Source organism: Acidovorax sp. 93, from assembly GCF_003633835.1.
GTDB classification, from domain to species: Bacteria; Pseudomonadota; Gammaproteobacteria; order Burkholderiales; family Burkholderiaceae_C; genus Acidovorax; species Acidovorax facilis.
Map to the genome: position 1 here is coordinate 4730401 of NZ_RBIT01000001.1, position 26832 is coordinate 4757232.

The window sequence follows — 26832 nt, forward strand, 5'->3', positions numbered from 1 at the left end:
GAAGGGGTCCAAGATCATCGAATGCATGAGCAAATTCGATGGATCACAGCTGGACGGGCACCTGCTGAAGCTGCTGCTGGCGGTGCTGGAGACGGGCAGCATCACGGCGGCGGCCGAGCGCCTGGGTGTCACCCAGTCGGCCGTGAGCCACCTGCTCGACAAGCTGCGCGCCATTACCGGCGACCCGCTGTTTGTGAAGCGCGGGCGCGGCATCGTGCCCACCGCCCGGGCCGAGGCCCTGGCCCAGCCCGCGCGTGACATGCTGCACCAGATGCAGCGGTTTGCCCAAGGGGCCGAGTTTGACCCGAGCGCCTGGCAGACCGAGCTGACCATCGCCGCCAACGACTTTCAGCGCGACCTGCTTTTGCCCGCGCTGGCCGCGCGCCTGCGCACTGCCGCACCGGGCGTCACGCTGCGCATCGTGCCCAGCGGCGCGCCCAGTGCCGAGCTGCTGCGCTCGGACGCGTGCCAACTGGTCATCAGTCCCCGCCCGCCCGAGGGCACCGACATCGTGCAAAAGCGTCTGTTTGAAGACCAATACCGCGTGTTCTATGACCCGGCCGTGCGCAGCGCTCCGGCCTCAGAGGCGGAGTACCTGGCGGCGGACCACGCCACGGTGGCTTACGAGGCGCACCGGGGGCTGGAACTGGAACGGCAACTGGAAGCACGTGGCGTGCGCCGCCGCCTGGTGGTGCGCGTGCCCGGCTTTGCCGCGCTGCCCGCGTTTGTGCGGGGCACCTCGCTGCTCACTACAGCGCCGTCGCTGATGGGGCGTACCGCGTTGGCCGCGCTGGCGGGTGTGCCGGTGCCCGTGGCCTGCCCCAGTCTGCCCATGTACCTGATCTGGCATGTGCGCTACCAGCAAGACGCGGCACACCGCTGGCTGCGGGCGCAGCTGCAAGATGTCTTGGCCGCTGTGTTGCCTGTGGAAGGAGTCTGACCCGCAGGGTCAGTCGCGCTGCCGTGACAGCGCCTTGCGCAGCCGTCGCGCCGCCCGTTCCCGCAACGAAGGCGCGGGGCGCAGCACCGGCCGTGGGTGGGCCTTGGCCTGTTCGCACGCCGCCAGAAAGTCATTCAGGATGGCCGTGTCGTCCAGCGTGTCTGAACCCTGCTTGTGGAACTCCGGGTGCCATTGCGTGGCGGCGATGTAGCCGCGCCCCGGCGCGGGCTTGAGGCGAATCGCCTCGGGCACGCCGTCGGGCTCGCTCAGGGCCTCGACCACAAACTCGGGCGCCACTCGCTTGATGCCCTGGTGGTGAATGCTGTTGACCCGAGCGCGTGGCATGTTGGGGTACAGCGTGGCCAGGTGCGAGTCCGGCAGGATCTGGATGTCGTGGAAGTGCTGGTCGTAGGTGGTGGCGTTGCGGTGCTGCTGTGCGCCAGGGTGCTGGGTCTCGATGTCCTGGTACAGCGCGCCGCCAAAGGCCACGTTGATGAGCTGCAGGCCCCGGCACACGCCAAAGATGGGCTTGCCCACCTGGGCAAAGGCCTTCACCACGGCCAGGTCGTACAGGTCGCGCACGCGGTCGCCCACCCACTCTTCGCGCAGGGGCTCCTCGCCATAGTTGCCCGGCCACACGTCGGCGCCACCGTGCATCACGATGCCGTCCAGCCATTCGGCGTAGTGGTCCAGCGTCACGTCACCGCGTGCCGTCTCGCCCGTGGGGCAGGGCACCATCACCACCATGGCACCGGCCGACATGAGCCAGTGGGCGATGGACTGCTCGACGTACTGCAGCGTCTTGCCGGTGAACAACGGGCGGGCGGGGTCGGCGTGTTGAAAGCAGGCGGACAGGCCAATCTTGAGGCGGGGTGCGGCGGGCATGGGTGGTGGGCTCCAGGGAACACGCGCGGGGCGTGTGATCAATGCAATCTTGGGTTACCAATTTGTAGCACCGCCCCCGCGCCACGTCTGTAGGAAGGGGCCGTGCAGGGCTGCGCGAGGCCTGCCGCCGGTAAAGCAGTGCTACGAAATGTGGCTTTCTTCATGAAAATGCAACCGTGCGGTGTCTCGCAAGAGGCCGGTTGGGGCGGTGGGCTGGCCATAATTTCTGCTCGCCGGGCGCCAGGGAGGCTGCGCCAGGTGGTGCCCCTCCAGCCTTCCCCGAAAGCCCACGACATGTCCCACAAGAAGCATTGCCTGCCCGCGCTCACGGCGTTGGCCACGTTGACCGCCCTGGCCTGGCCGCTGCTGTCCCAGGCCGCTGTGCCCGCAGGTGCTGCCGCCGAGATCGTCAGCCTGCAGGGCACGGGCGACCAGCGTGCCGCAGCTGCAGCCGACTGGCAGCCCGCTCGCCCGGCCCAGGCCCTCGCCACGGGCGATTTCGTGCGCACCCGGCAAGCCGCGCGGATGGCCCTGCTGTTTGCCGACGACACCCAGCTGCGCCTGCACCAGAACACGGTGCTGCAGGTCAAGGGCGTGGCCACACCCGCCCAGCCGGTGACCACGCTGCTGCTCAACGCGGGCCGGGCCTGGACGCAGACGCGCCGCGCCGACGGCTCGCGGCTGAACCTGGAAACCCCGGCGGCCACGGCGGCGATCCGGGGCACCGACTGGGACATCAGCGTGGAGGACGACGGCCGCACCTTGCTGACCGTGCTGTCGGGCACGGTGGAGTTCTCCAATGCCCAGGGGCAGGTGTCGGTGGGCGCCAACGAGGCTGCCTATGCCGAGGTGGGCAAGGCCCCGGTCAAGCTGGTGCTGAGCCAGCCGCGCGACCGCATCCAGTGGGTGAACGCCCTGCGCGCCGACCCGCTGCCGCACCTTTCTGCTGAACCCGTGCCCGAAGCGCTGGCTCCCGTGCGCACCGCGCTGGTGGCCCGCGATGTACCCGCCGCGCGCGCCGCGCTAGCACAGGCGAAAGCAAACAGCGGCGCCTCCGCACCTTGGGTGGCCGTGATGGAAACCGCCATCGCACTGCAGGCGGGCGATGTCCTCGCTGCGCGCGAACAGCTGGCCCGCCAGGCGGCCACACCGGCCGCCCCGTTGCCGGTCTGGCTCATGCAGTCGGATGTGTTGCTCATGGAAGGCGACGCCGCCGCCGCGGCCACCACGCTGCGCACCGCCCTGCAGCGCTGGCCCGCGCACCCGGCCCTGGTGGCCCAGCTGGCCCGGGTGCAACTGCTGAGCGACCGCGTGGACGAGGCCACCGCCACGCTGGCTCCGGCACAGGGCACGGCGCATGCAGAGCTTGCGATGGTGCGGGCTGAATTGGCCCGCCGCCGGGGCGATGCCCCCGGCACACTGAGTGCGTACACCGAGGCCACGCAGCTCGCTCCGCAAGACGCCCGGGGCTGGCAGGGCCTGGGCAGTGCCCACACCGAACGCGAAGACGCCCGCCCCGCCCGCGCCAATCTGCAGCAGGCGCTGGCACTGTCGCCCCAAAGCCCAGGCGCCTGGGGCGAGCTGGGCACGCTGGAAACCTTCACCAACCAGTTCACCGAGGCGGGCCAAGCCTTTGCCACCGCTTTGGGCGACAACCCGGCGGACTACGTGGCACTCACCGGCCAGGGGCTGCTGCACCTCAAGCAGGGCGACCCGCAGGCCGCGCTGGATGCCTTTTTGCGCGCGGGCGTCATGGAGCCCCGCTACGCCCGCGCCAAGACCTGGACGGCCGTGGCGTACTACCAATTGGGCCGCCACCAGGATGCGCTGGCCACGCTGCGCCAGGCCAGCAGCCTGGACGACAAGGACCCCGTGCCCTACATGCTGCTGGCACAGATCCACACCGACCTGTTCCAGCCCGGCGAAGCGGTGGAGGCTGCGCGCGCAGCGGTGCAACGCATGCCCTACCTCAAGTCGCTCAACCAGGTCGCCAACGACCAGAAAGGCAGCGCCAACCTGGGTGCCTCCATGGCCTTCTTTGGCATGGAAGACTGGGCGCTGGAACTGGCGCAGCAGAGCTTCTATCCGTACTGGGGCGGAAGCCACCTGTTCCTGGCAGACCGGTATGCGGGCGAGTTCAACAAGAACTCGGCGCTGTTCCAGGGTTTCCTCACAGACCCGATGGCGTTTGGGGCGAGCCAGCGGTATTCGTCGCTGCTGCAGCAACCCGGGGCGCATGGGGCGGTGGGGGTGACGCTGGACCGCGACCAGTACCGCATGCGAGCCCCTGCGGTCACGCTCAACGGCATGGACAACAGCCGTGTGCCCGTGTCGTGGTTCTTCAAGGCGCAGTCAGCCAACGCCAGCGAGTTCCCGTTTGACCTCCAGGTCAACGATGCGCCTGCCGTGCGCGGTGGCTATGGCGACGTGCGCGCGCGGGCAGTCACGGTGGGGGCTGGCATGCAGCCTACCGAGCGCATCAACCTGTTTGCCTATGTCAACCAGTTCGACATGCGTTTGCGCAGCCAGAACCTGTTCGAGACGGCGATGGACAACACCAGTACCCAGGGCGCCGTGGGCATGTCCTACCGCTGGGGCCCGACCGAACAGACTTGGATCAAGCTCGGCCGCAGCGTGGAAAACATCCTGCTGCTGCGCTATCCGACCCTGTACCTGGAGCCACCCTTTGTAAGCCTGATGGGTGTGAGCAGCGAACCGAAGAAGCAGATCAACGACCTGCAGCTGCGCCATACGGTAGACACAGCGCCCGGAAGCCGCTGGAGCGTAGCGCTGGAGCATGTGCGCGAGCGCCAGAACAACCTGATCGGTGGCGAGGCCGTGGTGGGCGCCGACATTCCCGGTGAGGGGCCCTATCGTGATTACCTGCTGGTAGGCGGCTACAACCATGTGGATCGGCGCTACACGGGCCTTACCCTGGCGACGACGCAGCGGCTGGACCCGGCGCTGAACCTGGATGCCGCGCTGGGGCTGCAGCAGATACGCCACCGCGTGGATGGCCTGACGCAAAGCTACCTGGTGGGGCTGGACCGATTTAGTGAGGTGGAAGCGCGCCGCGCTGAGATGGAGCGCGTCGTCACCCCCCGCGTAGGCATGGTGTGGCAACCCGCCGCAGGCACCACCCTGCGCATGGCCTACCAGGACTGGCTGCGGCCACTCAGCGTTTCCACCCTTACCAGCGTGGAAACGGCAGGCATTCCCGTGGAAGACCGGCTGGTGGAAGCTGGTGGCCGCCACAAGCGCACCGTGGCGCAACTGGGCATGGAACTGGGAGCCAATACGTTCCTGAGCCTGCGTGCAGACCATCTGCGTGTGCGCAACCCCGGTACCGTGGGCGTAGACCTGCGCACCCCCAGCCTGCCGTTCCTGGAAGAAATGCGCAACGTCCAGCTGGTCAACCTCTCCACCACCGATCTGCTGGAAGACACGCCCAGCTTCGACGCTGGCACCCTCAAGACACTGGGTGCCGGTGTCAACCATATGTTCAACCGGCGCTGGTCGGGCTACGCCAAGTACCTCTACCAGGGCAGCGAAAGCCATATCTACGACACGGAAGGGCCGACAGGGCGCATCCCCTACATTCCGCGCCACACCGCAGTGCTGGGCGCCACCTGGGTCAGCCCGCAGCGGTTTTATGTCAGCGGCCGTGCGGTGTACCGGTCGGAGCGTTTTGAAGACAAGGAAAACCTCACGCGCATGGCGCCCGGCTGGGGCCTGGACCTGATGGGTTTCTGGGAATCGCAGGACAAACACTGGGTGGTGGGCGTGGCCGCATTGAACCTGTGGGCGCCGAAGTCAGACCGCAGAAAGACCCGGTATGTTCTGGACGCGCGCTACCGCTTCTGATTCCGCATCACCAGCGGTCCGGCGCCAGCAACAGGTCTACGCGCTGGCAGCCTGCGCGCTGGCGCTGCTGCTGGTGGGGGCGGCCACGTTCAGCCGCACCTGGCACGCGCTGGAGTTCAAGACCTTCGACGTGCTCACGGCCTGGACTGCGCCGCAGCGCACGGCGCTGCCCGTGGTGATCCTGGCGATTGACGAACCCACGTTTCAAGAGCTGCAACACACCTGGCCCTTCCCGCGCAGCGTGCATGCAGCGCTTTTGAAGCGTTTGCACGACGAGGGTGCCGCCGCTGTGGGCCTGGACATCGTGTTCGCCGACCCATCAACCGAAACCGAAGATGCCGCACTGGCGCAGGCCATCGCAGAGACCGGCCCCGTGGTGCTGGCCGCCACCCGTGAAAAGATCGACAGCAGCAACGCTGCGCTGTGGCTGGACGTGATGCCACTGCAGCGGTTTCTGGACGCCGGAGCCGATGCGGGCGATGCCGGGGTGGAGCCCGACGATGACTTTGTGGTGCGCCGTGTGCCCGTGGCGCGCGAGGGTTTTGCCCTGCGGCTGGCCCAGCGCGCGGCCGAGGCGCGCGGCAAGCTGCCGGTGCTGCGCCACTTCGACTGGATCGGCTACCGGGGCCCGCGCGGCACGTTTGACACGCGCTCTTACTACCAGGCGCTGGAGCCGGGCCTGCTGCCTGCGGGCTTCTTCAAGAACAAGATCGTGCTGGTGGGGCGCTCGGCGCGCACCGCGACCGAGTTGTCGCGGTCGCAGGCCGACCTGTTCAATTCACCGTTTGGCACCGCAGGGGGCGAGCGCCTGTTTCCCGGTGTGGAACTGCAGGCCACGCTGGTGGACAACTACCTCACCGGCGGCGGGCTGCGCAGCGTGCCCGAAGGCTGGACGCTGGCCCTCGTAGCGCTGCTGGTCCCCTTGCTGCTATGGGGCAACCGCAGGCTGCACCCGGCGGGCGCCGCAGCGCTGGCGGCGGCGCTGGTGGCGGCGATAGCGGGAGCCTCGTGGTGGCTGTTCGGGCGCTTTCAGCTGTGGTGGCCGCCCTTGCTGCCTGCGGCGGCGGCATTGGCGGTCTATGGTGCAGCGGCGCTGGCGGGTTATGCCTTTGTGCGCCGGCGCGCGCGCCAGACGCGGGCGATGTTTGCGCAGTATGTGCCGCCCGCCGTGGTCTCGCGCCTCATTGCGCAGCCCGAGCTGATGCGCCTGGGCGGAGAGGCGCGCGAGGTCACGCTCATGTTCACCGACCTGGCCAACTTCACCACGCTGTCCGAGCAGCTCAGTGCCGAGCAGACGGTGGAAGTGCTCACCGCGTATTTCAACGCCATGACGCCCATCGTGCACGCCACGGGTGGCACGGTGGACAAGTTCATCGGCGACGCGGTGATGGCCTTTTGGGGGGCGCCGCTCGACGACCCGCAGCACGCCGAGCACGCGGTGACTGCGGCCATCTCCATGCAGCAGGCCATGCAGGTGCTGGTGGCCGACCTGCGTGCGCGGGGCCTGCCGCCCATCCACATGCGCATTGGCCTGCACACGGGGCGGGTGGTGGTGGGCAATGTGGGGTCGGAGCAGCGCTTTTCGTACACCGCGATTGGCGATGCGGTGAACCTGGCCGCACGGCTGGAGGGCGCCAACAAGGCCTTTGGCACCGGCATCCTGCTCTCTGCTGCCACCGCCGCGCAGCTGCCTTCTTCGGTGGCTCTGCGCGCGCTCGATGATGTGGTCGTGAAGGGCAAAACCGAGCCCGTGCGTGTGTTCACACCGTGTGACGATGCCGCTGTGCGGGATGCCAGCCTGGCCGCGCTTAATGCCTTCCACGCGCGCGATTGGGACGGTGCCAGCGGCTATCTGGCGCAGGTGCTGGCACGCGTGCCTGGGGATGCGGCGGCGCTGCGCCTGCAGCAGCGCGTGGCAGAGGCGCGCGCCTTGCCCGTTGGCAGCGACTGGTCGCCCGCCGTGGCGCTGGACAAGTTGTAGTAGCCTGTTCAAGGTCTTTTCGGGGTCGCACAAGGCACTTGCCCGAAGGGTTGGAGTGAAATCGGGCCGATGAACTCGGAGCTTTGGCGCCCCGGTTGCTTGCATGGGCACGAGCCCATGCGGCGCACCTGAAGCATCCACTCCTCCCGATGGCACTCCAATGCGATCCCCGAAAAGACCATGAACAGGTACTGAGGATGTTTTGACATGTGTTTACCGGGGTCAAGGCCTGCGGTGCCATCATGGACCCCTGAGCAACGTCATCTGAAAGGAACTCTGATGCAAGTACAAGTCAACACTGACGACCACATCCACGGCGGCGAGTCGCTCGCGCAATGGATCACGGACGAGTCCAAGAGCCGCCTCACGCGCTTTCAGGACCACATCACGCGGCTGGAGGTGTTTCTGTCAGATCTGGATGCGGGCAAGTCCGGCGCCAATGACAAACGCTGCCGCATCGAGGCCCGCGTGACCGGCCGCCAGCCGGTCACTGTGACCGACGAAGCCGACAAGATGGCCAACGCCTTCATCGGCGCTGTGGACAAACTGGCCCGCGCGCTCGACACCGACCTGGGCCGCGTCAAAGACCGGCACGGCCGCGACACGATCCGCACGGCCGTGGAAGAGTGAGTTTTGAGTGAAATCGGCTGCTAGCGCTTGATGGATAAGCGCTAGCAGCTATCAATTCAGGAGTTTTCAGCCAAACCCTCGCGAGCCCCACGCGGGGGACGCCTGGCAAGGGCCGCCCCGCAGCGAGGGCGTCGTCCCCCTTCAGGGGGAAGGCGCCCCAGGCGACTCAGGGGGTGTTCAACTTCACAAATCCAACACGAGCAGCTTGCTGCGCGCGCGCGAGCAGCAGGGCATGAACTGTTCGTTGGCTGCCTTTTCTTCGTCCGTCAGGTACATGTCGCGGTGGTCCACCTCGCCCTCCAGCACGCGCGTGAGGCAGGTGCCACACACGCCCTGCTCGCACGAGGTCAGGATGTCGATGCCCTCCTTGCGCAGGGCTTCCACCACCGACACGTCGGGCGCAATCGCATAGACCTTGCCCGTGCTGGCAATGCGCACGTCAAAGCCCTGATCGCCCGAGGTGTCCTGCGCAGGGGCGCCAAAGTATTCGAGGTGGATGTGGTCCTGCGCCCAGCCCAGGGCCTTGGCACTGTTCGCCACATGGTCGATGAAGCCTGCCGGTCCACATACATACAGGCGCTTGTCGGGCCCGGGCGCGGCCAGCACGGCGGCAATGTCCAGCTTCTGTTCGGCCGGGCCCGCATCGAAATGGAAATGCACACGCGGTGCCATGGCCGATGCGGCAATTTCGGCAGCAAACGCCGTGCGTTCGGCAGAGCGTGTGCAGTAGTGCAGCGCAAAGTCGGCGCCCGTGCGCGCCAGCCGGTCGGCCATGCACAGCAGCGGCGTGACGCCAATGCCACCGGCCAGCAGCACCGTGCGCTGCGCGGGGTGCAGCGCAAAGTGGTTGCGGGGTGTGCTGATGGTGATCACATCGCCCTGGTGCACGCTGTCGTGCATGGCGACCGAGCCGCCACGCGACGCCGGATCGCGCAGCACGGCAATGCGGTAGCGGTGCGATTCGTGCGAGGCGTTGCACAGCGAATACTGCCGCGTCACACCTCCGGGCAGATGCACATCGATGTGCGAACCCGCGCTGAACGGTGGCAGCGCGGCGCCGTCCACGCGCGCCAGCTCGAAGCTGGCAATGCCTTCGGCCTCGGCCTGCTTTTTGACGACGCGGACCTGGATCGTTTCCTGCGCGGTCATGCGGCCACCGCCTGGGGTGCAGCGGCGGCCTGCTCGGCCGCGATGATGCGGTCCAGGATCTTGCGCGACTGCACCCCGCCTGCGTCGATGTTCAGCATGAGCAGCTTGCGGTCGGGGTAACGCAGCAGGTTCTGCTGCTGCTGTTCCAGCATGTCCTGGTCTTCGGCAAAGATGTTGCCCTGGCCCTCGCGGATCTGCGTGGTGAGCGAGGGGTCTTGCGGCTTGAAGTTGCGCGCCATGCCCCAGAAGTAGTGGATCGAAGTCTCGGTCTCGGGCGTGATGAAGTCCACCACGATGCTCGATGCCTTCTTGTCCGCCGGGGCGTCATAGCCGCCGTTGCCCGCCAGCGCCACGCCCACCTCGATCAGCACATGGCTGGGTGGTGTGAAGTGGCAGATCTGCCAGCGGTCCACCGGCTGGTCGTCGGGCAGGCCGTTCATGCGCAGCGCCATCTTCCAGAAGGGCGGCGCTTCGATGCCTTCCATGAAGCGGCTGGTGATCACCTCGTCGCCCTCCACGCGGGTCTTGCAGGGCACCTCGTCGATTTCCTTCTGGCCGATGCTGGTGGAGTGCACGTAGGTCTCGTGCGTCAGGTCCATCAGGTTGTCGATCATCAGGCGGTAGTCGCAGGCAATGTGGTACAGCCCGCCGCCATAGGCCCATTCGGGGTTGTTGGCCCAGGGCAGGTGGTGGATGGTGGCGGGGTCGGCCTGCGCCGCGTCGCCGGGCCACACCCAGATGAAGCCGTAGCGCTCCACCACCGGAAAGCTGCGCGCCTTGGGGAACCCTTGCACGCGCTGGCCGGGCATGGACACCGACTTGCCCGTGCATTCCACCCTGAGGCCGTGGTAGCCGCATTGCAGGTGGCCTTCGCACACCGTGCCCAGCGACAGTGGTGCGCCCCGGTGGGGGCAGAAGTCGTCCAGCGCGGCGACCTGGTCGGGCGCGGGGCGGTAGAAGACGATCTTCTCGCCGCAGATGGTGCGGCCCAGGGGCTTGTCGGCGATCTCGTCAGGGGTGCAGGCTACGTACCAGGCGTTTTTGGGAAACATGCTTGTCTCTCTCCGTGGGGTGGTGGGATGTTGTTGGCCTGGCCCGCAGGCCGCCTTCAGCGCTTTGGTGTTGTGAAGCGGATTGTGCAAAAAAGGCCGTCCGATGTATACATTCAATCGCTGAAAAGCAGCTATTGCGAATGGGCATATCGCATATGCCATTGTTTTTGAAGCTATTTTTGAATTTTTTTAGTTGGGTTAGTTTTTGTTTGTATACATTAATGGGCTGCCGGGCTGACCCAAGCCTTGGGTGCATGGTTTTTTCTGATCACCTCTCCGCACACTCCACATGAACCTCTCTGAGCCCCTCCTCGCGGATTCCACTCCGGGCGACGCTGCCGAAGGTGGCGCTTCGCAGTCGGTGAAGGCGCAGCTGCGCCTGCGTGAAATGATCCTGGCGGGCGAGTTGCCGGGCGGTGCGCGCATTGCCGAGCTGGCCATCGTCGAGAAGCTGGGGGTGTCGCGCACGCCCATCCGCGCCGCGCTCATGCGGCTGGAGCAAGAGGGCCTGCTGCAGCTGCTGCCAGGGGGCGGGTACGCCGTGCGCACCTTTTCCGAAACCGATGTGGCCGACGCCATTGCGCTGCGCGGCACGCTGGAAGGGCTGGCCGCGCGCCTGGCGGCCGAGCGCGGGGTGGATGCCGCCGTGCTGGCCGACGCCCATGCCTGCCTGGATGCCATCGACACCACCTTGGCCCCTTCCACGCTGGACGACGTGGGTTTCTCGCGCTATGTGGAGCTGAACGCACGTTTTCACCTGCTGCTGGGCCGCATGGTGGGCAGCGATGTGGTGGCGCGGGAGCTGGAGCGGGTCAAGGGCTTGCCGTTTGCGTCGCCCTCGGCCTTTGTGATGGTGCAGACCCATTCGCCGCAGGCGCGCGACTTGCTGGTGGTGGCCCAAGACCAGCATAGCCAGCTGCTGGACGCCATCGAGCACCATGAGGGCGCGCGGGCCGAGGCGATCATGCGCGAGCACTCGCGCCTCGCGCAGCGCAACCTGCGTGCAGCCTTGTCGGGCCAGGCCGGTGGGCAGGTGCATGCCGACATGCCCGCCCTCACGCTCATTCGGCGGGGGTGACGGACAACCCACCAAGCGCGAGGGTTGCAGGGTCTGCGGGTTTCACCGGTTTCATAACGTTACGGCATAGCTGAAAGTCCGTCATAGAACTGGCATGTGGATGCGACTGCATGCACAGTGGGGGCGGGACAGTGTCCCGCTCCATGCCGCAGGTTCTCTGCGGCCCTGGGGTGTGGCCTCGCAGATGTGCAGATAAATCGAGACCGGAGACAAAAAATGAACTTCTTCAAGCGACGCGCCGCATTGACGGCCCTGGGGGCGGCGGCCCTGGCAACTGTGGCTGGCAGTGCCATGGCGCAGACCGTGACCTTGCGGCTGCACCAGATGCTCCCACCCCAGGCCACCATCCCGGCCAAGGCCCTGGTGCCCTGGGCCCAGAAGGTCGAGGCCGAGTCGGGCGGCAAGATCAAGGTGCAACTGTTCCACGCCATGCAGCTGGGCGGTGCGCCGCCACAGCTGTTTGACCAGGCGCGCGACGGCGTGGTGGACTTCACCTGGACGGTGCTGGGCTACACCCCGGGCCGCTTCCCCAAGACGGAAGTGTTCGAGCTGCCCTTCATGAGCGGCAGCGCTGAAGCGTCTTCGCGCGCCATCCAGGAATACGTCGAGAAGTTCGCGGCCGATGAGTTCAAGGACGTCAAGCTGATCGCCGTGCACACGCATGGCCCCGGCCTGTTCCATACCAAGGCGCCGGTCACCGGCCTGGAAAGCCTGCGCGGCATGAAGGTGCGCGGGGGCTCGCGCATCATCAACAACATGCTCACCAAGCTGGGCGCCACGCCCGTGGGCATGCCCGTGCCTGCGGTGACCGATGCGCTGAGCAAGGGCACCATCGACGGCACCACCATCCCGTGGGAAGTGACGCCGTCGCTCAAGGTGACCGAGCTGGTGCGCAACCACACCACCTTTGCGGGCAAGGAAGGGCTGTACACGCAGACCTTTGCGTTCTCGATGAACAAGGCCAGCTACGACAAGCTGCCCCCCGACCTCAAGGCCGTGATCGACAAGAACTCCGGCATCGAGACCGCCGCCATGTTTGGCCGCGCCATGGACGAGGGCGACAAGGTGGGCCGCCAGATTGCCGAGCGCGCCAAGAACAACATCGTTGCCCTGGATCTGGCCGAGACGCAGCGCTGGCGCCGCACGGCTGCCAGTGTGGAAACCGACTGGATCAACGAGGTGAAGGGCAAGGGCATCGACGGTGCCAAGCTTGCTGCTGAGGCGCGGGCCCTGATCGAAAAGCACAGCCGATAACCTCGGCGGTGTCGCCAGGCGCACCCGGTTGCGCTGCTCCATGCCGATCCGCTCTGGTGGGTACCGGAATGGATCGGTTTGATTTTTTGACAGGACCCTGCCTTGAAGTTCCTATCGTTTCTCGCCCAGGCTTGCGCGGTGCTGGCCGGGGTCATTCTCACGGGGGTGACGCTGGTCACCTGTGCAAGCATTGTGGGCCGCAACACCACGGGCTGGACTGTCCTAGGCGACTACGAACTCACGGCCGTGGCCGCAGGGGCCGCGATCGCGCTGTTCATGCCCTGGTGCCAGTTGCGCCGCCAGAACATCATCGTGGACTTTTTCACCGCCCGGGCCTCCTCGGCCGTGAATGCCCGGCTGGACCGCTTCGGCGCACTGCTGCTATCGGCTATGTTCCTCGTGCTGGCCTGGCGCACGGCCACGGGTGGGCTCAGTGCCCGCAACTCCATGACCACCACCATGATGCTTGGGTTTCCTGAATGGATCACGTACGCTGCCATGGTGCCGCCCCTGTTGCTGACGGGGGTGATTGCCCTGGTGCAGGCCTTCGGCCCGGCGCACATTGAAATTGAAGAAGAGGATGCCGCATGAGCCCGCTGGCCCTCGCTCTTTCGATTTTTGGTGTGATGCTTGCGCTCATGGTGGTGCGTGTGCCCATTGCGGCGGCGATGTTTGGCGCTGGTGCCTTTGGCTACCTCTACCAGGTAGGGCTACCGCCGTTTCTCAACAACCTCAACGGCCTGGCCTTTGCGCGGTTTGCGAGTTATGACCTGTCGGTGATCCCCCTGTTCATCCTCATGGGCAACTTCGCCACGCAGGGAGGCATCTCCAAGGCGCTGTTCCAGTTTGCCAGCGTGCTCATGGCGCGCTTCAAGGGCGGGCTGGCCATGGCAGCGGTGGCGGCGAGTGCGGCCTTTGGCGCCATTTGCGGCTCGTCCATTGCCACCGCAGCCACCATCACGTCGGTGGCGCTGCCCGAGATGAAGCGGCACGGCTACTCCGGCCGCCTGGCCACCGGCACGCTGGCGGCGGGAGGCACGCTGGGCATTCTGATCCCGCCCTCGGTGCCTCTTGTGATCTACGCCATCCTGACCGAGCAGAACATCGCCAAGCTGTTTGCTGCGGCCACCATCCCCGGCATCATCGCCATGCTGGGCTACATGATCGCGATTGCGATCTACGTGCGCATCCGCCCCGGCCATGCGCCGGACCACACCGTCGATCTTCCCAAGATGTCCTTGCAGGCCCTGCTGGGAGTGCTGCCCATTGCCATCGTGTTCCTGGTGGTGTTTGGCGGCATCTATGGCGGCCTGTTCACACCCACCGAGGGCGCGGGGGTAGGCGTGGCCTGCACCTTCCTTGCGGCGCTGCTCAAGCGCGAACTGACACTGGAGAAAATCAAGCAGTGTTTCCTGTCCACCGCGTCTGCCAGCGCCATGATCTTCATGATCTTCATTGGCGCCGACATGATGAACACGGCGCTCGCATTGACGCAGGTGCCTGGTCAGCTGGCGGGCCTGATCCAGGGCTGGAACGTTTCGCCCTATATGGTGGTGGCCGGCATCCTGCTCTTTTACGTGGTGCTGGGTGCGGTGATGGACGAGTTGTCCATGATCTTGTTGACCATCCCCATTTTCTTCCCGGTGATCATGGGCCTGGACTTCGGCATGTCGCAGGAGCACACAGCCATCTGGTTTGGCATCATGGTGCTCATGACGGTGGGGTTTGGCTTGCTTGCGCCGCCCGTGGGCCTGAATGTGTACGTGGTCAATGGCCTTGCGAAAGACGTACCCATCGCTGAGAGCTACAAGGGCGTAATGCCTTTCCTCGCCAGCGATGTGGTGCGGACCACGCTGCTGCTGGTGTTTCCGCCCATCTCTTTGTGGCTGGTGCAGTTCGTCGGCTGATGGATCGCCGGGCAGCACTCCTCGCGCTGGGCCTCACCCCCTGCACCGTGCTGCGTGCGCAGCCCGCATTTCCAACCAAGGCGCTGCGCATCGTGGTGCCCTTTGCGGCGGGCGGCGTGGGTGACCTCACTGCACGCGCCGTGGCAACCGGGCTGGCCGCGCGGCTGGGGCCGCCCGTGGTCATCGACAACCGCCCCGGCGCCGGGGGTGTGGCGGCTGCCGATGCGGTCGCACGCGCGGAGCCCGACGGGCATACGCTGTTCCTGCTGTCCAACGGCACGGCGGTATCCGCAAGCCTTTTCAAGTCGCTGCCCTACGACACGCTGGCCGACTTCGCTCCGGTCAGCACGCTGGGTTTCTTCGATATCGCGGTGCTGGTACCTGCCGATTCGCCCCACCGCACGCTGGCCCAGCTGCAGGCGCATGCGCGGGCCCATCCAGGCCAACTCAATATCGGCAGCATCAACATCGGGAGCACCCAGCACCTGGCGGCCGAGCTGTTCAAAAGCAGCGCGGCCATTGATGCGCAGGTGGTGCCGTTCAACGGCACGCCCGCACTCATCACCGCGTTGCGGGGTCGGCAGGTGGATGTGGGCGTGGAGATTCTGGGCTCCACCTTGCCGCAGGTGCGCGCCGGGGCGTTGCGTGTGCTGGCGGTCACGGGCGAGCAGCGCTCTGTGGTGTTGCCCGATGCGCCCACGGCGGTGGAGCTGGGCGTGAAGGGTTTTGTGGCCGCTTCATGGAACGCGCTGGCCGTGCCCTCGCGCACACCGCGCGCGGTGGTGGACCGGCTGCAGCGCGAGGTGGTGGCCACTGTGGCGACACCCGCTGTGCAGCAGCAGCTGCGCGCGCTCAACGTCGAGCCCCGCACCTCCACACCCGAGCAGGCCGCTGCCCTGCTCAAAACCGACATCGACCGCTGGCGCGCCGTGATGGAGCGCGCGGGCATCCCCAAGCAATGAAACCTGATAGCACCATGCAGACCGAAGAGAACCCAGTCTTGCCCCCTGTGGACCGCGTGGACCGCCTGGGTATCGTCGGCTACGGCGAGGTGGGCCGCATCTTTGCAGCGGGCCTGCGCAACGCCGGTGTGAGCGATCTGGCGGTATGGGACCTGAAGTTCATCGACCCTGCGAAGGGCCCCGAGCCGCTCGCCCACGCACAGGTGGCGGGCGCGGTTGCGGCCGACAGCGTTGCGGCCCTGTGCGCCGGGCGCCAGCTCATCGTGTCGGCCGTGACGGCCAGCAACACGCTGGCGGTGGCCGAGGCGGTGGCGCTGCACATTGCGCCTGGCGCGTTCTTTCTGGACCTCAATTCCGCATCCCCCGGCACCAAGCAGCAGGCCGCCGCGTTGATCCATGCGCGTGGCGCCCGGTACGTCGAGGCGGGGGTGATGACGTCGGTGCCGCCCTATGGCATCGCCGTGCCCATGCTGCTCGGAGGCCCCCACGCCGCCACGCTGGCGCCTGTGTTGCACGGGTGGGGCATGGACGCCAAGCCGGTCAGCGACCAGCTGGGCGTGGCCAGTGCCATCAAGATGTGCCGCAGCGTCATGATCAAGGGGCTGGAGGCGCTGGTGATGGAGAGCTATGCAACGGCCCGCCACTACGGTGTGGAAGACCATGTGCTGCCCACCTTGGCTGAGACCTTTCCGTCCATCGACTGGCAAAAGCAGGGAAGCTACTTCTTCAGCCGCGTGGTGCAGCACGGCCAGCGCCGCGCCGAAGAGATGCGCGAGTCGGCCCGCACCGTGGGTGAAGCAGGCATGGCGCCGCTGATGGCATCAGCCATCGCCGACAAGCAGCAGTGGGTGGCCGACCTGGCGCGCGAAGGCATCTTTCAAGGTCTGCCCCAGGACGCGCGCTGGCAGGACTATGCGGATCGGTTGTTAGAAAGTTTGTCATCACCTGCAGCCGGGGGCTGACGCCTCGGTCCCTTTGATGGGCCTCTGCTCCAAGCCTGCTTGCACAGGCTTGGACGTTCGCGAAGAGCTGCCACCTCGGGCGGCTGCACCGGGGCGCGCAGCGCCTCAGGGGGGGCTCCTGTACAACGCTTGCAAGGTGCTGCGAATCAGCTCCGCCATCGCCTGCTGCGTGAGCGTTGCCGGGCGCTGCGAACTCACGGCCAAGAAGAGCTTGCTGCGCAGCCTTGCGCTGTCCTCGCCATCCATGCTCGCACCCAGAATCGGCCGCGTAATGAACACCTCGGGCTTGCCCGACGTGGTGACCGCATTCATGGGCAGCACCGCGCAGCCCGCGCCATCGGCCACCAAGTCCAGGATGGCGGCCACACCGTCGATCTCCAGGCTGATCTGGGGGCGTTTGCCGCGCGCGGCCAGTTCCGATTCCACGAGCATGCGGATCGAGTTGGGGCGCGTGGGGATCACCAGCGGAAAGCGGGGCAGCTCGTCCAGCGGCAGGGGCGTGCGGGCCAGGGCATCGGCCTCCGCCTCGCTCTGGCCCACGGCGCGGCGCTGCACCAGGAACAGGTCTTCCTCCAGCAGCGCGGTGATCTCGATGCCCGGCGCAGGGGGCGTGTTGTAGAGCAGCGCAATGTCGAGCAGCCCTGTGGTCAACGACTCGCGCATGGCCACCGACAGCCCTTCGCTGATCGCCAGGGCCGCATCGGGCAGCTTCACGCGGAAGGCGCGGGTCAGCGGCACGGTCAGCACCTTGGCAATGCTGGGCGGCAGGCCAATGGCCACACGCCCGGCGAGGGCGCCGCGCACGCGGCCCAGCTCTTCGCGCGCACGCTCCACCTGGTGCAGGATGCCCCGCCCATGCTCCAGCAGCAGCTTGCCCGCCTCGGTGGGCGTGGCACCCCGGCCATTGCGCACCAGCAGGTTCTGGCGCAGCTCCACCTCCAGCAGGCGCACCTGGCGGCTCAGGGCGGGCTGGGCAATGTCCAGCACCACCGAAGCCCGGGTAAAGCTACCCAGCTCGGCCACGCGCACAAAGTATTCGATCTGCTTGAGGTCCATGGGGAATGCTCTCTGCTATTTGAATAGCTCCAAGTCAACGATCGCGGAATGATATATCTGGTAGTGCCGGTGCCGCCTTCTTGTTTGGCCCTGCGCTGACCACAATCAGCGCCATGGAACCCCAGCGCACGCAACGCGTGGGCCACCCGCAGCCCGGCAGGAGACATAGCATGACCCCCCTAGAAATTCGCGGCATTTCGTCGATGGCCACGCGCCAGGTGCTGGCCGAGCTGGGGGCCGGGTTTGCGCAGCAATCGGGCACGCAGGCCGCCATCGAATCGGTGGGCGGCGTGGACGCGGCCAAGCGTGTGGCGGCCGGTGAGGCGTTCGACGTTGTCATCCTTGCCTCCGATGCCATCGACAAGCTTTTGGCTGCGGGTCACCTGCTGCCCGGCAGCAAGGTGGACTGGGTGCACTCCGGCGTGGCCGTGGCCGTGCCTGCAGGCGCACCGTTGCCCGACATCCGCACCGAAGAAGCAGTGCGCCAGGCCGTGCTGGCCGCGCCCAGCATCAGCCTGTCCACAGGCCCCAGCGGCGTGGCACTCGCCAAGCTGTTCGAGCGCTGGGGCATTGCCGAACAGATCGCACCGCGCATGGTGCAGGCGCCCCCTGGGGTGCCGGTGGGCTCGCTGGTGGCCAAGGGCGAGGTGGCGCTGGGCTTTCAACAGTTGAGCGAGCTGCTGCACGTGCCGGGCATCCAGATCGTGGGCCCGCTGCCACCCGCCATCCAGATCACCACCACGTTTTCAGCGGGCGTTGGCGCGCATTCACAGCAGGTGGATGCCGCGCGTGCCTTGCTGGCCTACCTGGCCTCCCCAGCCGCTGCCGAAGCCAAACGCAAGCAGGGCATGGAGCCCGCCTGACCGATCACAAGAACACCTTCCAGGAGTACCAACCATGAGCCTCATCATCGACTGCCACGGCCACTACACCACGGCCCCCAAGGCGCTGGAGAACTGGCGCAATGCGCAGATCGCCGGCATCAAAGACCCATCGGCCATGCCCAAAGTGGCAGACCTCAAGATCAGCGACGACGAACTGCGCGAGTCCATCGAGACCAACCAGCTCAAGCTGATGAAAGAGCGCGGCAGTGACATCACGCTGTTCAGCCCGCGCGCCAGCTTCATGGCCCACCACATCGGCGACTTCAATGTGTCCAGCACCTGGGCCGCCATCTGCAACGAGCTGTGCTATCGGGTCTCCACGCTGTTCCCCGACCACTTCGTGCCCGTGGCCATGCTGCCGCAAAGCCCTGGCGTCGATCCTGCGACCTGCATCCCCGAGCTGGAAAAGTGCGTGCACGAATACGGCGCGGTGGGCATCAACCTGAACCCCGACCCCTCGGGCGGCCACTGGACCAGCCCCCCGCTGACCGATAAGCACTGGTACCCCATCTACGAAAAGATGGTGGAGTACGACCTGCCCGCCATGATCCACGTGAGCACGAGCTGCAACGCGTGCTTTCACACCACGGGCGCGCACTACCTGAACGCTGACACCACGGCCTTCATGCAGCTCATCCAGGGCGATCTGTTCAAGGACTTCCCCACGCTCAAGTTCCTGATCCCGCACGGCGGCGGCGCGGTGCCCTACCACTGGGGCCGCTTCCGTGGCCTAGCGCAGGAGATGAAAAAGCCGCTGCTGGACAAGCACCTGATGAACAACGTGTACTTCGACACCTGCGTGTACCACCAGCCCGGCATCGACCTGCTCAACACCGTGATCCCGGTGAAGAACGTGCTGTTTGCCAGCGAGATGATCGGCGCGGTGCGGGGCATTGACCCCACCACCGGCAACTACTACGACGACACCAAGCGCTACATCGAGGCGTCCACCATCCTGAGCGCCGACGACAAGCACCAGATCTACGAAGCCAACACGCGCCGCGTGTTCTCCCGACTCGATTCACGCCTGAAGGCAAAGGGGCTCTGACATGTTTGAACTTGGCGTTGTCTACCGCAACATCACCCGCGCTGACCGCGCAGCCGCTGACGGCCTGGCCGCCCTGGGCTCGGCTACCGTGCACGAGGCCATGGGCCGCGTGGGCCTGCTCAAGCCCTATATGCGCCCCATCTACGGCGGCCAGCAGGTCAGCGGCACAGCCGTCACCGTGCTGCTGCAGCCCGGCGACAACTGGATGATGCATGTGGCGGCCGAGCAGATCCAGCCCGGCGATATCGTGGTGGCGGCCGTCACCTCGGAGTGCACCGACGGCTATTTTGGCGACCTGTTGGCCACCAGCTTCCAGGCCCGTGGCGCCCGCGCGCTCATCATCGACGCCGGTGTGCGCGACGTGAAGACGCTGCAGGCAATGAACTTCCCCGTGTGGAGCAAGGCGATCAGCAGCAAGGGCACCATCAAGGCCACGCTGGGCTCGGTCAACATCCCCGTGGTGTGCGCCGGTGCGCTGGTCACGCCGGGCGACGTGATCGTGGCCGACGACGACGGCGTGGTGTGTGTGCCTGCCGCCCGCGCGGCCGACACCCTGGCCGCCGCGCAAAAGCGCGAAAGCTTTGAAGGCGAGAAGCGCGCCAAGCTGGCCAGCGGCGTGCTGGGCCTGGATATGTACAACATGCGCCCCGGCCTGGAGAAGGCAGGCCTCAGGTACATCGACTGAACCCCGGTCTCAAGTCTTTTTGGCCTCTAGCGCTTATTCAATAAGCGCTAGTAGCTATTAATTTTATAGCTATCGTTTTTCTTCTGTTCTGTATTCCATGACGTTCTCTGTGTCTCCCTCTTTCCGTCTCCGCCGCACGTTGTCCCTGGCATTGGGCGTGGCCGCGGCCGCAGCTTTGGCGCCGCAATTCGCTGCCGCGCAGCAGTTCCCCACCAAGCAGGTGCGCATCATCAGCCCCTTCCCCGTGGGCGGCGGCCCCGACGGCGTGGCCCGCCTGGTGGCCGACAAGCTCTCGCGCACCTGGGGCACGGGCGTGATCGTGGAAAACCGCCCCGGCGGCAACGGCTTCATCGCCATCGACGCCTGGAAACGCGGCGCCAAGGATGGTCACGACCTGCTCATCCTGGACAACGTGCACCTGGCCGCTTACCCCAGCCTGTTCAAGAAGCTGCCCTACGACCCCGCCAAGGACTTCGACACGCTGCTCCCGCTGTTCAAGACGCACTTCTTCTTCACCGTGGGCACGGGCAGCAAGTACAAGACCGTGGCCGATATCGTGGCCGACGCCAAGGCGCGACCTGGCAAGCTCAACTACGGCAGCTGGTCGGTGGGCAACCCGGTGCACCTGGGCTCGGAGCTGTTCGAATCGGCCACCGGCACGCAGATGGAGCACGTGATCTTCAAGGAGACCACGCAGCTCTACACCTCGGTCTCCACCGGCGAGATCGACTTTGCACTGGGTAGCGCCGCCACCGCAGGCCCGCTGTACCGCGCTGGCAAGCTGCGCCTGCTCGCGTTTGCCGGACCCCAGCGCTCGGCCGAGTTCCCCGACGTGCCCACCGTGGCCGAATCGGGTGGCCCCAAGGACTTTGCCGTCACGGGCTGGAATGCCATTGCCGTGCCACCCGGCCTGCCCGCCGCCGTGGCCGACAAGATCCGCAAAGACATCGAACAGGCCCTGACCGGCCCCGAAGTGGCCGAGAAGTTCAAGACCTTTGGCTACGAGCAGTTCCCCACCACACGCGCGCAGTTCAACCAGTTCGTCAAGGACGAGAGCCAGCGTTTTGGCGACGTGATCCGCAAGGCCAACGTGTCGCTCGATTGATCTGCGAGCCTGCAAGAAACCAAGGAGTACGCGCATGAGCGAATTCACAAAAACCCCTGGCTGGCTCGACTGGTACGCGGGTCCGAGCAAACCCCGGTTCCAGGTGCCTGCCGGTGCGGTGGACGCGCATTGCCACGTGTTCGGCCCCGGGGCCGAGTTCCCCTACGCCCCCGAGCGCAAGTACACGCCCTGCGATGCCAGCAAGCACCAGCTTTACGCGCTGCGCGACCACCTGAGTTTTGCGCGCAACGTGGTGGTGCAGGCCACCTGCCACGGCGCGGACAACCGCGCGATGGTGGATGCACTGGTGCACTCGGGCGGCAAAGCGCGTGGCGTGGCCACCGTCAAGCGCTCGGTCACTGACGAAGAACTGCATGCCATGCACGACGCCGGTGTGCGCGGCGTGCGCTTCAACTTCGTCAAGCGCCTGGTGGACTTCACGCCCAAGGACGAGCTGATGGAGATTGCCGCGCGCATCCACCAACTGGGCTGGCATGTGGTGATCTACTTCGAGGCGGTGGACCTGCCCGAGCTGTGGGACTTCTTCACCGCCCTGCCCACCACCGTGGTGGTGGACCACATGGGCCGCCCCGATGTGAGCAAGCCCGTGGATGGACCGGAGTTCGAGCTGTTCCTGAAGTTCATGCGCCAGCACCCCAATGTGTGGAGCAAGGTGAGCTGCCCCGAGCGCCTCTCTGTGACCGGCCCCAAGGCCCTGAATGGCGAGCAGAACGCCTACACCGACGTGATCCCCTTCGCCCGCCGCGTGGTGGAAGAGTTCCCCGACCGTGTGCTCTGGGGCACCGACTGGCCCCACCCCAACCTCAAGGACCACATGCCCGATGATGGCCTGCTGGTGGACTTCATCCCGCACATCGCAACGACACCGGAGTTGCAAAAGAAGCTGCTGGTGGACAACCCCATGCGCCTGTACTGGCCCGAAGAAGTCACCGTGGAGGACTGACACCATGTCTCTCGATAAACCCTACCTCGACGTGCCCGGCACGACCATCTTTGATGCGGAGCAAAGCCGCAAAGGCTACTGGCTCAACCAGTTCTGCATGAGCCTGATGAAGGCCGAGAACCGCGTCCGCTTCAAGGCCAACGAACGCGCCTACCTGGACGAATGGGCGATGACCGAAGAGCAGAAGCAGGCCGTGCTGGCGCGCGACCTGAACTGGTGCATTCGCCTGGGCGGCAACATCTACTTCCTGGCCAAGATCGGCTCCACCGACGGCAAGAGCTTTCAGCAGATGGCGGGCAGCATGACCGGCATGACCGAAGAGGAATACCGCAACATGATGATCAACGGCGGCCGCAGCGCCGAAGGCAACCGCTACGTGGGCGAAGATGGCGACGCTCAGGCCCACCGCCAGCCGCAAGGCAGCGCGGGCAAGAAAGGAATTTGACGATGGCCAAAATCACCGCCTCCGTGTTCACATCGCATGTGCCAGCCATTGGCGCGGCTATGGACCTGGGCAAGACCCACGAGGACTACTGGAAGCCCGTGTTCGCGGGCTATGACTTTGGCAAGCAATGGATCAAGGACCACAAGCCCGACGTGATCTTCCTGGTCTACAACGACCACGCCACGGCCTTCAGCCTGGACCTGATCCCCACGTTCGCCATCGGCACCGCAGCCGATTACGAAGTGGCCGACGAGGGCTTTGGCCCGCGCCCCGTGCCCAAAGTGGTCGGCCACCCCGACCTCGCCGCACACATTGCACAGTCGGTCATCCAGCAGGACTTTGACCTCACCATCGTCAACAAGATGGCCGTGGACCACGGCTTGACCGTGCCCCTGTCGCTGATGTTTGGCGAACAAGACCCCGTGAAGGGCGCCTGGCCCTGCCCGGTGATCCCGTTCGCCGTCAACGTGGTGCAGTACCCCGTGCCCAGCGGCCGCCGCTGCTACAACCTGGGCCAGGCCATCCGCAAGGCCGTGGAGAGCTATGACGAAGACCTGAACGTGCACATCTGGGGCACGGGTGGCATGAGCCACCAGCTGCAGGGGCCGCGCGCAGGCCTCATCAACAAAGAGTTTGACAACGCCTTCCTCGACAAGCTCATCAATGACCCCGAGGCCGCCGCCAGCATTCCGCACATCGACTACGTGCGTGAAGCGGGCAGCGAGGGCATCGAGCTGGTGATGTGGCTCATCGCGCGTGGCGCGATGGCCGACGTGGCCGGTGGCAAGCCGCCGAAGCTGGCGCACCGCTTCTACCATGTGCCCGCGTCCAACACCGCCGTGGGCCACTTGATTCTTGAGAACACGTAAAAGGACACACACCATGACCATCAAAGTCGCACTCGCAGGCGCCGGCGCCTTCGGCATCAAGCACCTGGACGGCATCAAGAATATTGACGGCGTCGAAGTCGTCTCCCTCATCAGCCGCGACCTCGCCAAGACCCAGGAAGTGGCCGACAAGTACGGCATCAAGCATGTCACCACTGACCTGGCCGACAGCCTGGCCATCAAGGAGGTGGACGCCGTCATTTTGTGCACACCCACGCAAATGCACGCCAGCCAGTCCATTGCCTGCCTGGAAGCGGGCAAACACGTGCAGGTCGAGATTCCGCTGTGCGACATCCTGGCCGATGGTGAGAAGGTTGTTGCCCTGCAAAAGCAGATCGGCCTGGTGGCCATGTGTGGCCACACCCGCCGCTTCAACCCCAGCCACCAGTACGTGCACAAGAAGATCACGGCCGGCGAGTTCAACATCCAGCAGATGGATGTGCAGACCTACTTCTTCCGCCGTACCAACATGAACGCCCTGGGCCAGCCCCGCAGCTGGACGGACCACCTGCTGTGGCACCACGCTGCCCACACCGTGGACCTGTTCGCCTACCAGGCCGGCAGCCCCATCGTGAAGGCCAACGCCATCCAGGGCCCCATCCACAAGGACCTGGGCATTGCCATGGACATGAGCATCCAGCTCCAGGCTGCCAACGGCGCCATCTGCACGCTGTCGCTCTCGTTCAACAACGACGGCCCGCTGGGCACCTTCTTCCGCTACATCGGCGACACGGCCACCTACATCGCCCGCTACGACGACCTGGTGAACGGCAAGGAAGAGAAGATCGACGTGAGCAAGGTCGATGTGAGCATGAACGGCATCGAGCTGCAGGACCGCGAGTTCTTCGCCGCCATCCAGGAAGGCCGCGAGCCCAACGCCAGCGTGGCGCAGGTGCTGCCTTGCTACCAGGTGCTGCACAACCTGGAGCTGCAGCTCAACGCAGGCTGATTTCAAGCCAAATGGCTGCTGGCGCCTGTCCATCAAGCGCTAGCAGCTATGCATTTGATAGTGTATGGGGCCTGCGGCGTCACCCCTTCAATGCCGTCTTGTGTTCGATGATGCGCGAGACCAGGCCGTAATCCACCGCCTCCTCGGCAGACATCCAGCGGTCGCGCTCGATGTCTGCCAGCACCACTTCCAGCGGCTTGCCGGTCTGGCGGGCAATGGTGCCCGCGATACGCTCACGTGCTTTCACCATCTCGCGCGCCTGGATGGCAATGTCACTGGCCGGACCGCCTGCGCCACCGCTGGGCTGGTGGATCAGAAAACGTGTGTTGGGTAGGCCGAACCGCCGCTCGCGCGGCGCGGCCAGGTACAGGTGGGTGGCGGCGCTGCCCACCCAGCCCGTGCCGATCATGTTGACCGGCGCGCTGATGAAGCGCACCAGGTCGTGAATCGTGTCGCCCGACTCCAGGTGCCCGCCGGGCGAGCTCACCAGCATGTCGATGGGCTCGGCGCTCTCGGCATCCAGCGCAATCAGCCGCCGCGCCACATCGGCGGCCAGGGTGTCGGTGATGGTGCCGAAGACCAGCAGGGTGCGGGCCTTGAAGGCCTTTTCTTCCAGGTACGACGTGCGTGGCTCGGAGCCTGGGGTGGCAGGTGGGGTGTTGGTGTCTGGCGTGTCCATGGGGGCAGGTCCTTGAAAAGAGTGACAGGACTGCCATGACGAACGAGACACGCCGGGCGTGACACCCCTCAGCCTGCGGCCACGCGCTGCCCCGGCGCAATGGTGGGCGGCGCCGCATTCAGCGTCTCTATCGCAAACCCCGCCGCCGCCTTGTAGCGGGCCATGAAGCCCTCGCGCTCCTCGCGCGGCAGCACGTCGTCGATGTGGTCGAACACCCCGCCGCAGCGCTCGTCCACCAGCCCCAACAGGCCAAAGGGGCCGGAGCCCCGGTTGCGCAGCACCAGCGCCGAGATGTCCTTGCACAGCTGGTCGTCATAGGCACGCAGCGCCTGCGGGCCCACGCCATGCGCGATGAACTGCGCGCCCAGCACGCGCGCATCCACGATGGCCTGGCTGGCACCGTTGGAGCCCACGGGGTACATCACATGCGCCGCGTCGCCCAGCAGCGCCACGCGGCCGTCTACCCAGGTGGGCACGGGGTCGCGGTCGATCATGGGGTACTCAAAAATGTCCTTGGCGCCGCGCAGCATGGCGGGCACGTCGAGCCAGCTGTAGTTCCAGCCATCAAAGTGGTGAGCGAATTCCTCCAGCGCCACGCGCCGGTTCCAGTCGCCTTGCTGCCAGCCGCCCTGGTTGTCCACCGTGATCTCGGCGATCCAGTTGATGGTGGCCAGCCCTGTGGCCGGGTCGGGCGGTGTGATGGGGTAGAACACCACACGGTGCCGCAGCGAGCCCACGCCCACAAACGAAGCGCCCGTTCGCACAGGTACCCCCGGCGTGGTGCCGCGCCACATGATGGCACCGCCCCACTGGATGGGCGGCTGCGTGGGGTGCATCTGCGCCCGCACGGCCGAGTGCAGGCCATCGGCCGCAATCAGCAGCGATCCCGTCACTTCACGCTTCTCTCCGTCGCGTGTCTCGACGATGGCGGTGACACCATTCGCATCCTGCCGGTAGCCCGCCACCCGCTGCCCCAGCTGCACGGCGTCGTCGCCCAGGCGTTCTCGCACGGCGTTGAACAGCATCATCTGCAGCTGCCCCCGGTGCACCGAATACTGCGGCCAGTGGTAGCCCGCCTCCAGCCCGCGTGGCTCGGCGTACACCTCGTTCCCGTTGCGGCCCACCAGGGCCCATTCGCGCGCCTGCAGGCCAATGGTGTCCAGCATGTCGTTGCCAAACCCCAGGTCGTGCAGCTCTCGCACGGCATTGGGCTGCAGGTTGATGCCCACGCCCAGCGGTTGCAGCTCGGGCACCGATTCAAAGACGATGCAGGGCACGCCGATCTGGTGCAGGGTGAGGGCCGTGGCCATGCCACCGATGCCGCCACCGGCGATCAGCACGGGACGGACGGAAGAGGGGTGTGAAGTAGAAGATGCGCCAGACATGCCGAGATTGTCCATGCAATGGCGGGCGGAGCTTGTCGCGGACGCCGCAGGCGAATGCGGCGCTGGTGCATGCCGGGTGTG

Annotated in this window: 24 protein-coding genes; 18 read left to right on the plus strand and 6 right to left on the minus strand. The window is 66.1% G+C overall.

Annotated elements, in window-relative coordinates:
• Nucleotides 1–16 precede the first annotated feature (16 nt).
• Nucleotides 17–940, plus strand: coding sequence for a LysR family transcriptional regulator (locus C8C93_RS21565; protein ID WP_121508930.1), 924 nt, complete (start codon nt 17–19; stop codon nt 938–940).
• 9 nt (nt 941–949) lie between these two features.
• Here the strand turns inward: C8C93_RS21565 and C8C93_RS21570 are convergent, their stop codons facing one another.
• Complete coding sequence (locus C8C93_RS21570) at nt 950–1825, minus strand: gamma-glutamyl-gamma-aminobutyrate hydrolase family protein (protein WP_121508250.1); 876 nt, start codon at nt 1823–1825, stop codon at nt 950–952.
• A 294-nt stretch (nt 1826–2119) separates the two neighbouring features.
• Here C8C93_RS21570 and C8C93_RS21575 point away from each other — a divergent pair, with 294 nt between their 5' ends.
• The 3 genes from C8C93_RS21575 (at nt 2120) to C8C93_RS21585 (ending at nt 8300) form a co-directional block, all read left to right on the plus strand.
• On the plus strand, nt 2120–5689 hold the full coding sequence (locus C8C93_RS21575; protein WP_121508251.1) for a TonB-dependent receptor domain-containing protein: 3570 nt from the start codon (nt 2120–2122) through the stop codon (nt 5687–5689).
• Entirely contained in the window at nt 5661–7670 is a 2010-nt protein-coding gene (locus C8C93_RS21580; protein WP_121508252.1) for an adenylate/guanylate cyclase domain-containing protein, read from the plus strand. The genes C8C93_RS21575 and C8C93_RS21580 overlap by 29 nt, the downstream gene beginning before the upstream one ends.
• Nucleotides 7671–7949: 279 nt before the next feature.
• Complete coding sequence (locus C8C93_RS21585) at nt 7950–8300, plus strand: HPF/RaiA family ribosome-associated protein (protein ID WP_055398493.1); 351 nt, start codon at nt 7950–7952, stop codon at nt 8298–8300.
• Nucleotides 8301–8483: 183 nt separating this feature from the next.
• On the opposite strand, the gene C8C93_RS21590 is transcribed toward C8C93_RS21585, so the two are convergent.
• Complete coding sequence (locus C8C93_RS21590; RefSeq protein WP_121508253.1) at nt 8484–9449, minus strand: PDR/VanB family oxidoreductase; 966 nt, start codon at nt 9447–9449, stop codon at nt 8484–8486.
• On the minus strand, nt 9446–10501 hold the full coding sequence (locus tag C8C93_RS21595; protein WP_121508254.1) for an aromatic ring-hydroxylating dioxygenase subunit alpha: 1056 nt from the start codon (nt 10499–10501) through the stop codon (nt 9446–9448). The genes C8C93_RS21590 and C8C93_RS21595 overlap by 4 nt, the downstream gene beginning before the upstream one ends.
• 289 nt (nt 10502–10790) lie before the next feature.
• Here C8C93_RS21595 and C8C93_RS21600 point away from each other — a divergent pair, with 289 nt between their 5' ends.
• From C8C93_RS21600 to C8C93_RS21625, 6 genes are all read left to right on the plus strand, one after another.
• Nucleotides 10791–11579, plus strand: a complete 789-nt coding sequence (locus tag C8C93_RS21600) for a GntR family transcriptional regulator (protein ID WP_121508255.1) — start codon at nt 10791–10793, stop codon at nt 11577–11579.
• A 216-nt stretch (nt 11580–11795) separates the two neighbouring features.
• On the plus strand, nt 11796–12833 hold the full coding sequence (locus C8C93_RS21605) for a TRAP transporter substrate-binding protein (RefSeq protein WP_121508256.1): 1038 nt from the start codon (nt 11796–11798) through the stop codon (nt 12831–12833).
• Between the two features lie 102 nt (nt 12834–12935).
• Nucleotides 12936–13424, plus strand: coding sequence for a TRAP transporter small permease (locus tag C8C93_RS21610; protein WP_121421517.1), 489 nt, complete (start codon nt 12936–12938; stop codon nt 13422–13424).
• Nucleotides 13421–14740, plus strand: a complete 1320-nt coding sequence (locus C8C93_RS21615; protein ID WP_055398487.1) for a TRAP transporter large permease — start codon at nt 13421–13423, stop codon at nt 14738–14740. Before C8C93_RS21610 ends, C8C93_RS21615 begins: the two co-directional genes overlap by 4 nt.
• Nucleotides 14740–15702 (plus strand): tripartite tricarboxylate transporter substrate binding protein, encoded by a 963-nt coding sequence (locus C8C93_RS21620; RefSeq protein ID WP_121508257.1) that lies wholly within the window; start codon nt 14740–14742, stop codon nt 15700–15702. The genes C8C93_RS21615 and C8C93_RS21620 overlap by 1 nt, the downstream gene beginning before the upstream one ends.
• 14 nt (nt 15703–15716) lie before the next feature.
• Nucleotides 15717–16664 (plus strand): NAD(P)-dependent oxidoreductase, encoded by a 948-nt coding sequence (locus tag C8C93_RS21625; RefSeq protein WP_233559611.1) that lies wholly within the window; start codon nt 15717–15719, stop codon nt 16662–16664.
• Between the two features lie 105 nt (nt 16665–16769).
• Here the strand turns inward: C8C93_RS21625 and C8C93_RS21630 are convergent, their stop codons facing one another.
• Complete coding sequence (locus C8C93_RS21630) at nt 16770–17720, minus strand: LysR substrate-binding domain-containing protein (protein ID WP_121508259.1); 951 nt, start codon at nt 17718–17720, stop codon at nt 16770–16772.
• A gap of 170 nt (nt 17721–17890) precedes the next feature.
• On the opposite strand from C8C93_RS21630, the gene C8C93_RS21635 reads away from it, so the two are divergent.
• The 8 genes from C8C93_RS21635 (at nt 17891) to C8C93_RS21670 (ending at nt 24687) form a co-directional block, all read left to right on the plus strand.
• On the plus strand, nt 17891–18583 hold the full coding sequence (locus C8C93_RS21635; protein ID WP_121508260.1) for a substrate-binding domain-containing protein: 693 nt from the start codon (nt 17891–17893) through the stop codon (nt 18581–18583).
• A 34-nt stretch (nt 18584–18617) separates the two neighbouring features.
• The gene (locus C8C93_RS21640) at nt 18618–19652 is read left to right on the plus strand and encodes an amidohydrolase family protein (RefSeq protein WP_121508261.1); all 1035 of its coding nucleotides are present in this window, start codon (nt 18618–18620) and stop codon (nt 19650–19652) included.
• Nucleotide 19653: 1 nt separating this feature from the next.
• On the plus strand, nt 19654–20337 hold the full coding sequence (gene ligK / locus C8C93_RS21645) for a 4-carboxy-4-hydroxy-2-oxoadipate aldolase/oxaloacetate decarboxylase (protein ID WP_121508262.1): 684 nt from the start codon (nt 19654–19656) through the stop codon (nt 20335–20337).
• A gap of 97 nt (nt 20338–20434) precedes the next feature.
• On the plus strand, nt 20435–21442 hold the full coding sequence (locus tag C8C93_RS21650; RefSeq protein ID WP_121421511.1) for a tripartite tricarboxylate transporter substrate binding protein: 1008 nt from the start codon (nt 20435–20437) through the stop codon (nt 21440–21442).
• A 34-nt stretch (nt 21443–21476) separates the two neighbouring features.
• Nucleotides 21477–22406 carry an amidohydrolase family protein gene (locus tag C8C93_RS21655; protein ID WP_121508263.1) on the plus strand — a complete coding sequence of 310 codons (930 nt, stop codon included), beginning with the start codon at nt 21477–21479 and terminating at the stop codon, nt 22404–22406.
• Between the two features lie 4 nt (nt 22407–22410).
• On the plus strand, nt 22411–22851 hold the full coding sequence (gene ligA / locus C8C93_RS21660; RefSeq protein WP_055398479.1) for a protocatechuate 4,5-dioxygenase subunit alpha: 441 nt from the start codon (nt 22411–22413) through the stop codon (nt 22849–22851).
• Nucleotides 22852–22853: 2 nt separating this feature from the next.
• A complete protein-coding gene (locus C8C93_RS21665) occupies nt 22854–23720 on the plus strand; it encodes a class III extradiol dioxygenase subunit beta (protein WP_121508264.1) in 867 nt (288 codons plus the stop codon).
• 13 nt (nt 23721–23733) lie between these two features.
• Nucleotides 23734–24687: a Gfo/Idh/MocA family oxidoreductase gene (locus C8C93_RS21670; protein ID WP_121508265.1), complete on the plus strand. Its 954-nt coding sequence runs from the start codon at nt 23734–23736 to the stop codon at nt 24685–24687.
• Between the two features lie 79 nt (nt 24688–24766).
• Here the strand turns inward: C8C93_RS21670 and C8C93_RS21675 are convergent, their stop codons facing one another.
• Nucleotides 24767–25366, minus strand: coding sequence for an ATP-dependent Clp protease proteolytic subunit (locus tag C8C93_RS21675; protein WP_121508266.1), 600 nt, complete (start codon nt 25364–25366; stop codon nt 24767–24769).
• Between the two features lie 68 nt (nt 25367–25434).
• Complete coding sequence (locus C8C93_RS21680; protein WP_121508267.1) at nt 25435–26751, minus strand: flavin-dependent oxidoreductase; 1317 nt, start codon at nt 26749–26751, stop codon at nt 25435–25437.
• Between the last annotated feature and the right edge of the window lie 81 nt (nt 26752–26832).

Excerpts from the sequence above, each read along its gene's own strand:
- C8C93_RS21570 (WP_121508250.1), bottom strand. The coding sequence starts at position 1,825 with ATGCCCGCCGCACCCCGCCTCAAGATTGGCCTGTCCGCCTGCTTTCAA.
- C8C93_RS21575 (WP_121508251.1), top strand. The coding sequence starts at position 2,120 with ATGTCCCACAAGAAGCATTGCCTGCCCGCGCTCACGGCGTTGGCCACG.
- C8C93_RS21580 (WP_121508252.1), top strand. The coding sequence starts at position 5,661 with ATGTTCTGGACGCGCGCTACCGCTTCTGATTCCGCATCACCAGCGGTC.
- C8C93_RS21585 (WP_055398493.1), top strand. The coding sequence starts at position 7,950 with ATGCAAGTACAAGTCAACACTGACGACCACATCCACGGCGGCGAGTCG.
- C8C93_RS21590 (WP_121508253.1), bottom strand. The coding sequence starts at position 9,449 with ATGACCGCGCAGGAAACGATCCAGGTCCGCGTCGTCAAAAAGCAGGCC.
- C8C93_RS21595 (WP_121508254.1), bottom strand. The coding sequence starts at position 10,501 with ATGTTTCCCAAAAACGCCTGGTACGTAGCCTGCACCCCTGACGAGATC.
- C8C93_RS21600 (WP_121508255.1), top strand. The coding sequence starts at position 10,791 with ATGAACCTCTCTGAGCCCCTCCTCGCGGATTCCACTCCGGGCGACGCT.
- C8C93_RS21605 (WP_121508256.1), top strand. The coding sequence starts at position 11,796 with ATGAACTTCTTCAAGCGACGCGCCGCATTGACGGCCCTGGGGGCGGCG.
- C8C93_RS21615 (WP_055398487.1), top strand. The coding sequence starts at position 13,421 with ATGAGCCCGCTGGCCCTCGCTCTTTCGATTTTTGGTGTGATGCTTGCG.
- C8C93_RS21620 (WP_121508257.1), top strand. The coding sequence starts at position 14,740 with ATGGATCGCCGGGCAGCACTCCTCGCGCTGGGCCTCACCCCCTGCACC.
- C8C93_RS21625 (WP_233559611.1), top strand. The coding sequence starts at position 15,717 with ATGCAGACCGAAGAGAACCCAGTCTTGCCCCCTGTGGACCGCGTGGAC.
- C8C93_RS21630 (WP_121508259.1), bottom strand. The coding sequence starts at position 17,720 with ATGGACCTCAAGCAGATCGAATACTTTGTGCGCGTGGCCGAGCTGGGT.
- C8C93_RS21635 (WP_121508260.1), top strand. The coding sequence starts at position 17,891 with ATGACCCCCCTAGAAATTCGCGGCATTTCGTCGATGGCCACGCGCCAG.
- C8C93_RS21640 (WP_121508261.1), top strand. The coding sequence starts at position 18,618 with ATGAGCCTCATCATCGACTGCCACGGCCACTACACCACGGCCCCCAAG.
- ligK (WP_121508262.1), top strand. The coding sequence starts at position 19,654 with ATGTTTGAACTTGGCGTTGTCTACCGCAACATCACCCGCGCTGACCGC.
- C8C93_RS21650 (WP_121421511.1), top strand. The coding sequence starts at position 20,435 with ATGACGTTCTCTGTGTCTCCCTCTTTCCGTCTCCGCCGCACGTTGTCC.
- C8C93_RS21655 (WP_121508263.1), top strand. The coding sequence starts at position 21,477 with ATGAGCGAATTCACAAAAACCCCTGGCTGGCTCGACTGGTACGCGGGT.
- ligA (WP_055398479.1), top strand. The coding sequence starts at position 22,411 with ATGTCTCTCGATAAACCCTACCTCGACGTGCCCGGCACGACCATCTTT.
- C8C93_RS21665 (WP_121508264.1), top strand. The coding sequence starts at position 22,854 with ATGGCCAAAATCACCGCCTCCGTGTTCACATCGCATGTGCCAGCCATT.
- C8C93_RS21670 (WP_121508265.1), top strand. The coding sequence starts at position 23,734 with ATGACCATCAAAGTCGCACTCGCAGGCGCCGGCGCCTTCGGCATCAAG.
- C8C93_RS21675 (WP_121508266.1), bottom strand. The coding sequence starts at position 25,366 with ATGGACACGCCAGACACCAACACCCCACCTGCCACCCCAGGCTCCGAG.
- C8C93_RS21680 (WP_121508267.1), bottom strand. The coding sequence starts at position 26,751 with ATGTCTGGCGCATCTTCTACTTCACACCCCTCTTCCGTCCGTCCCGTG.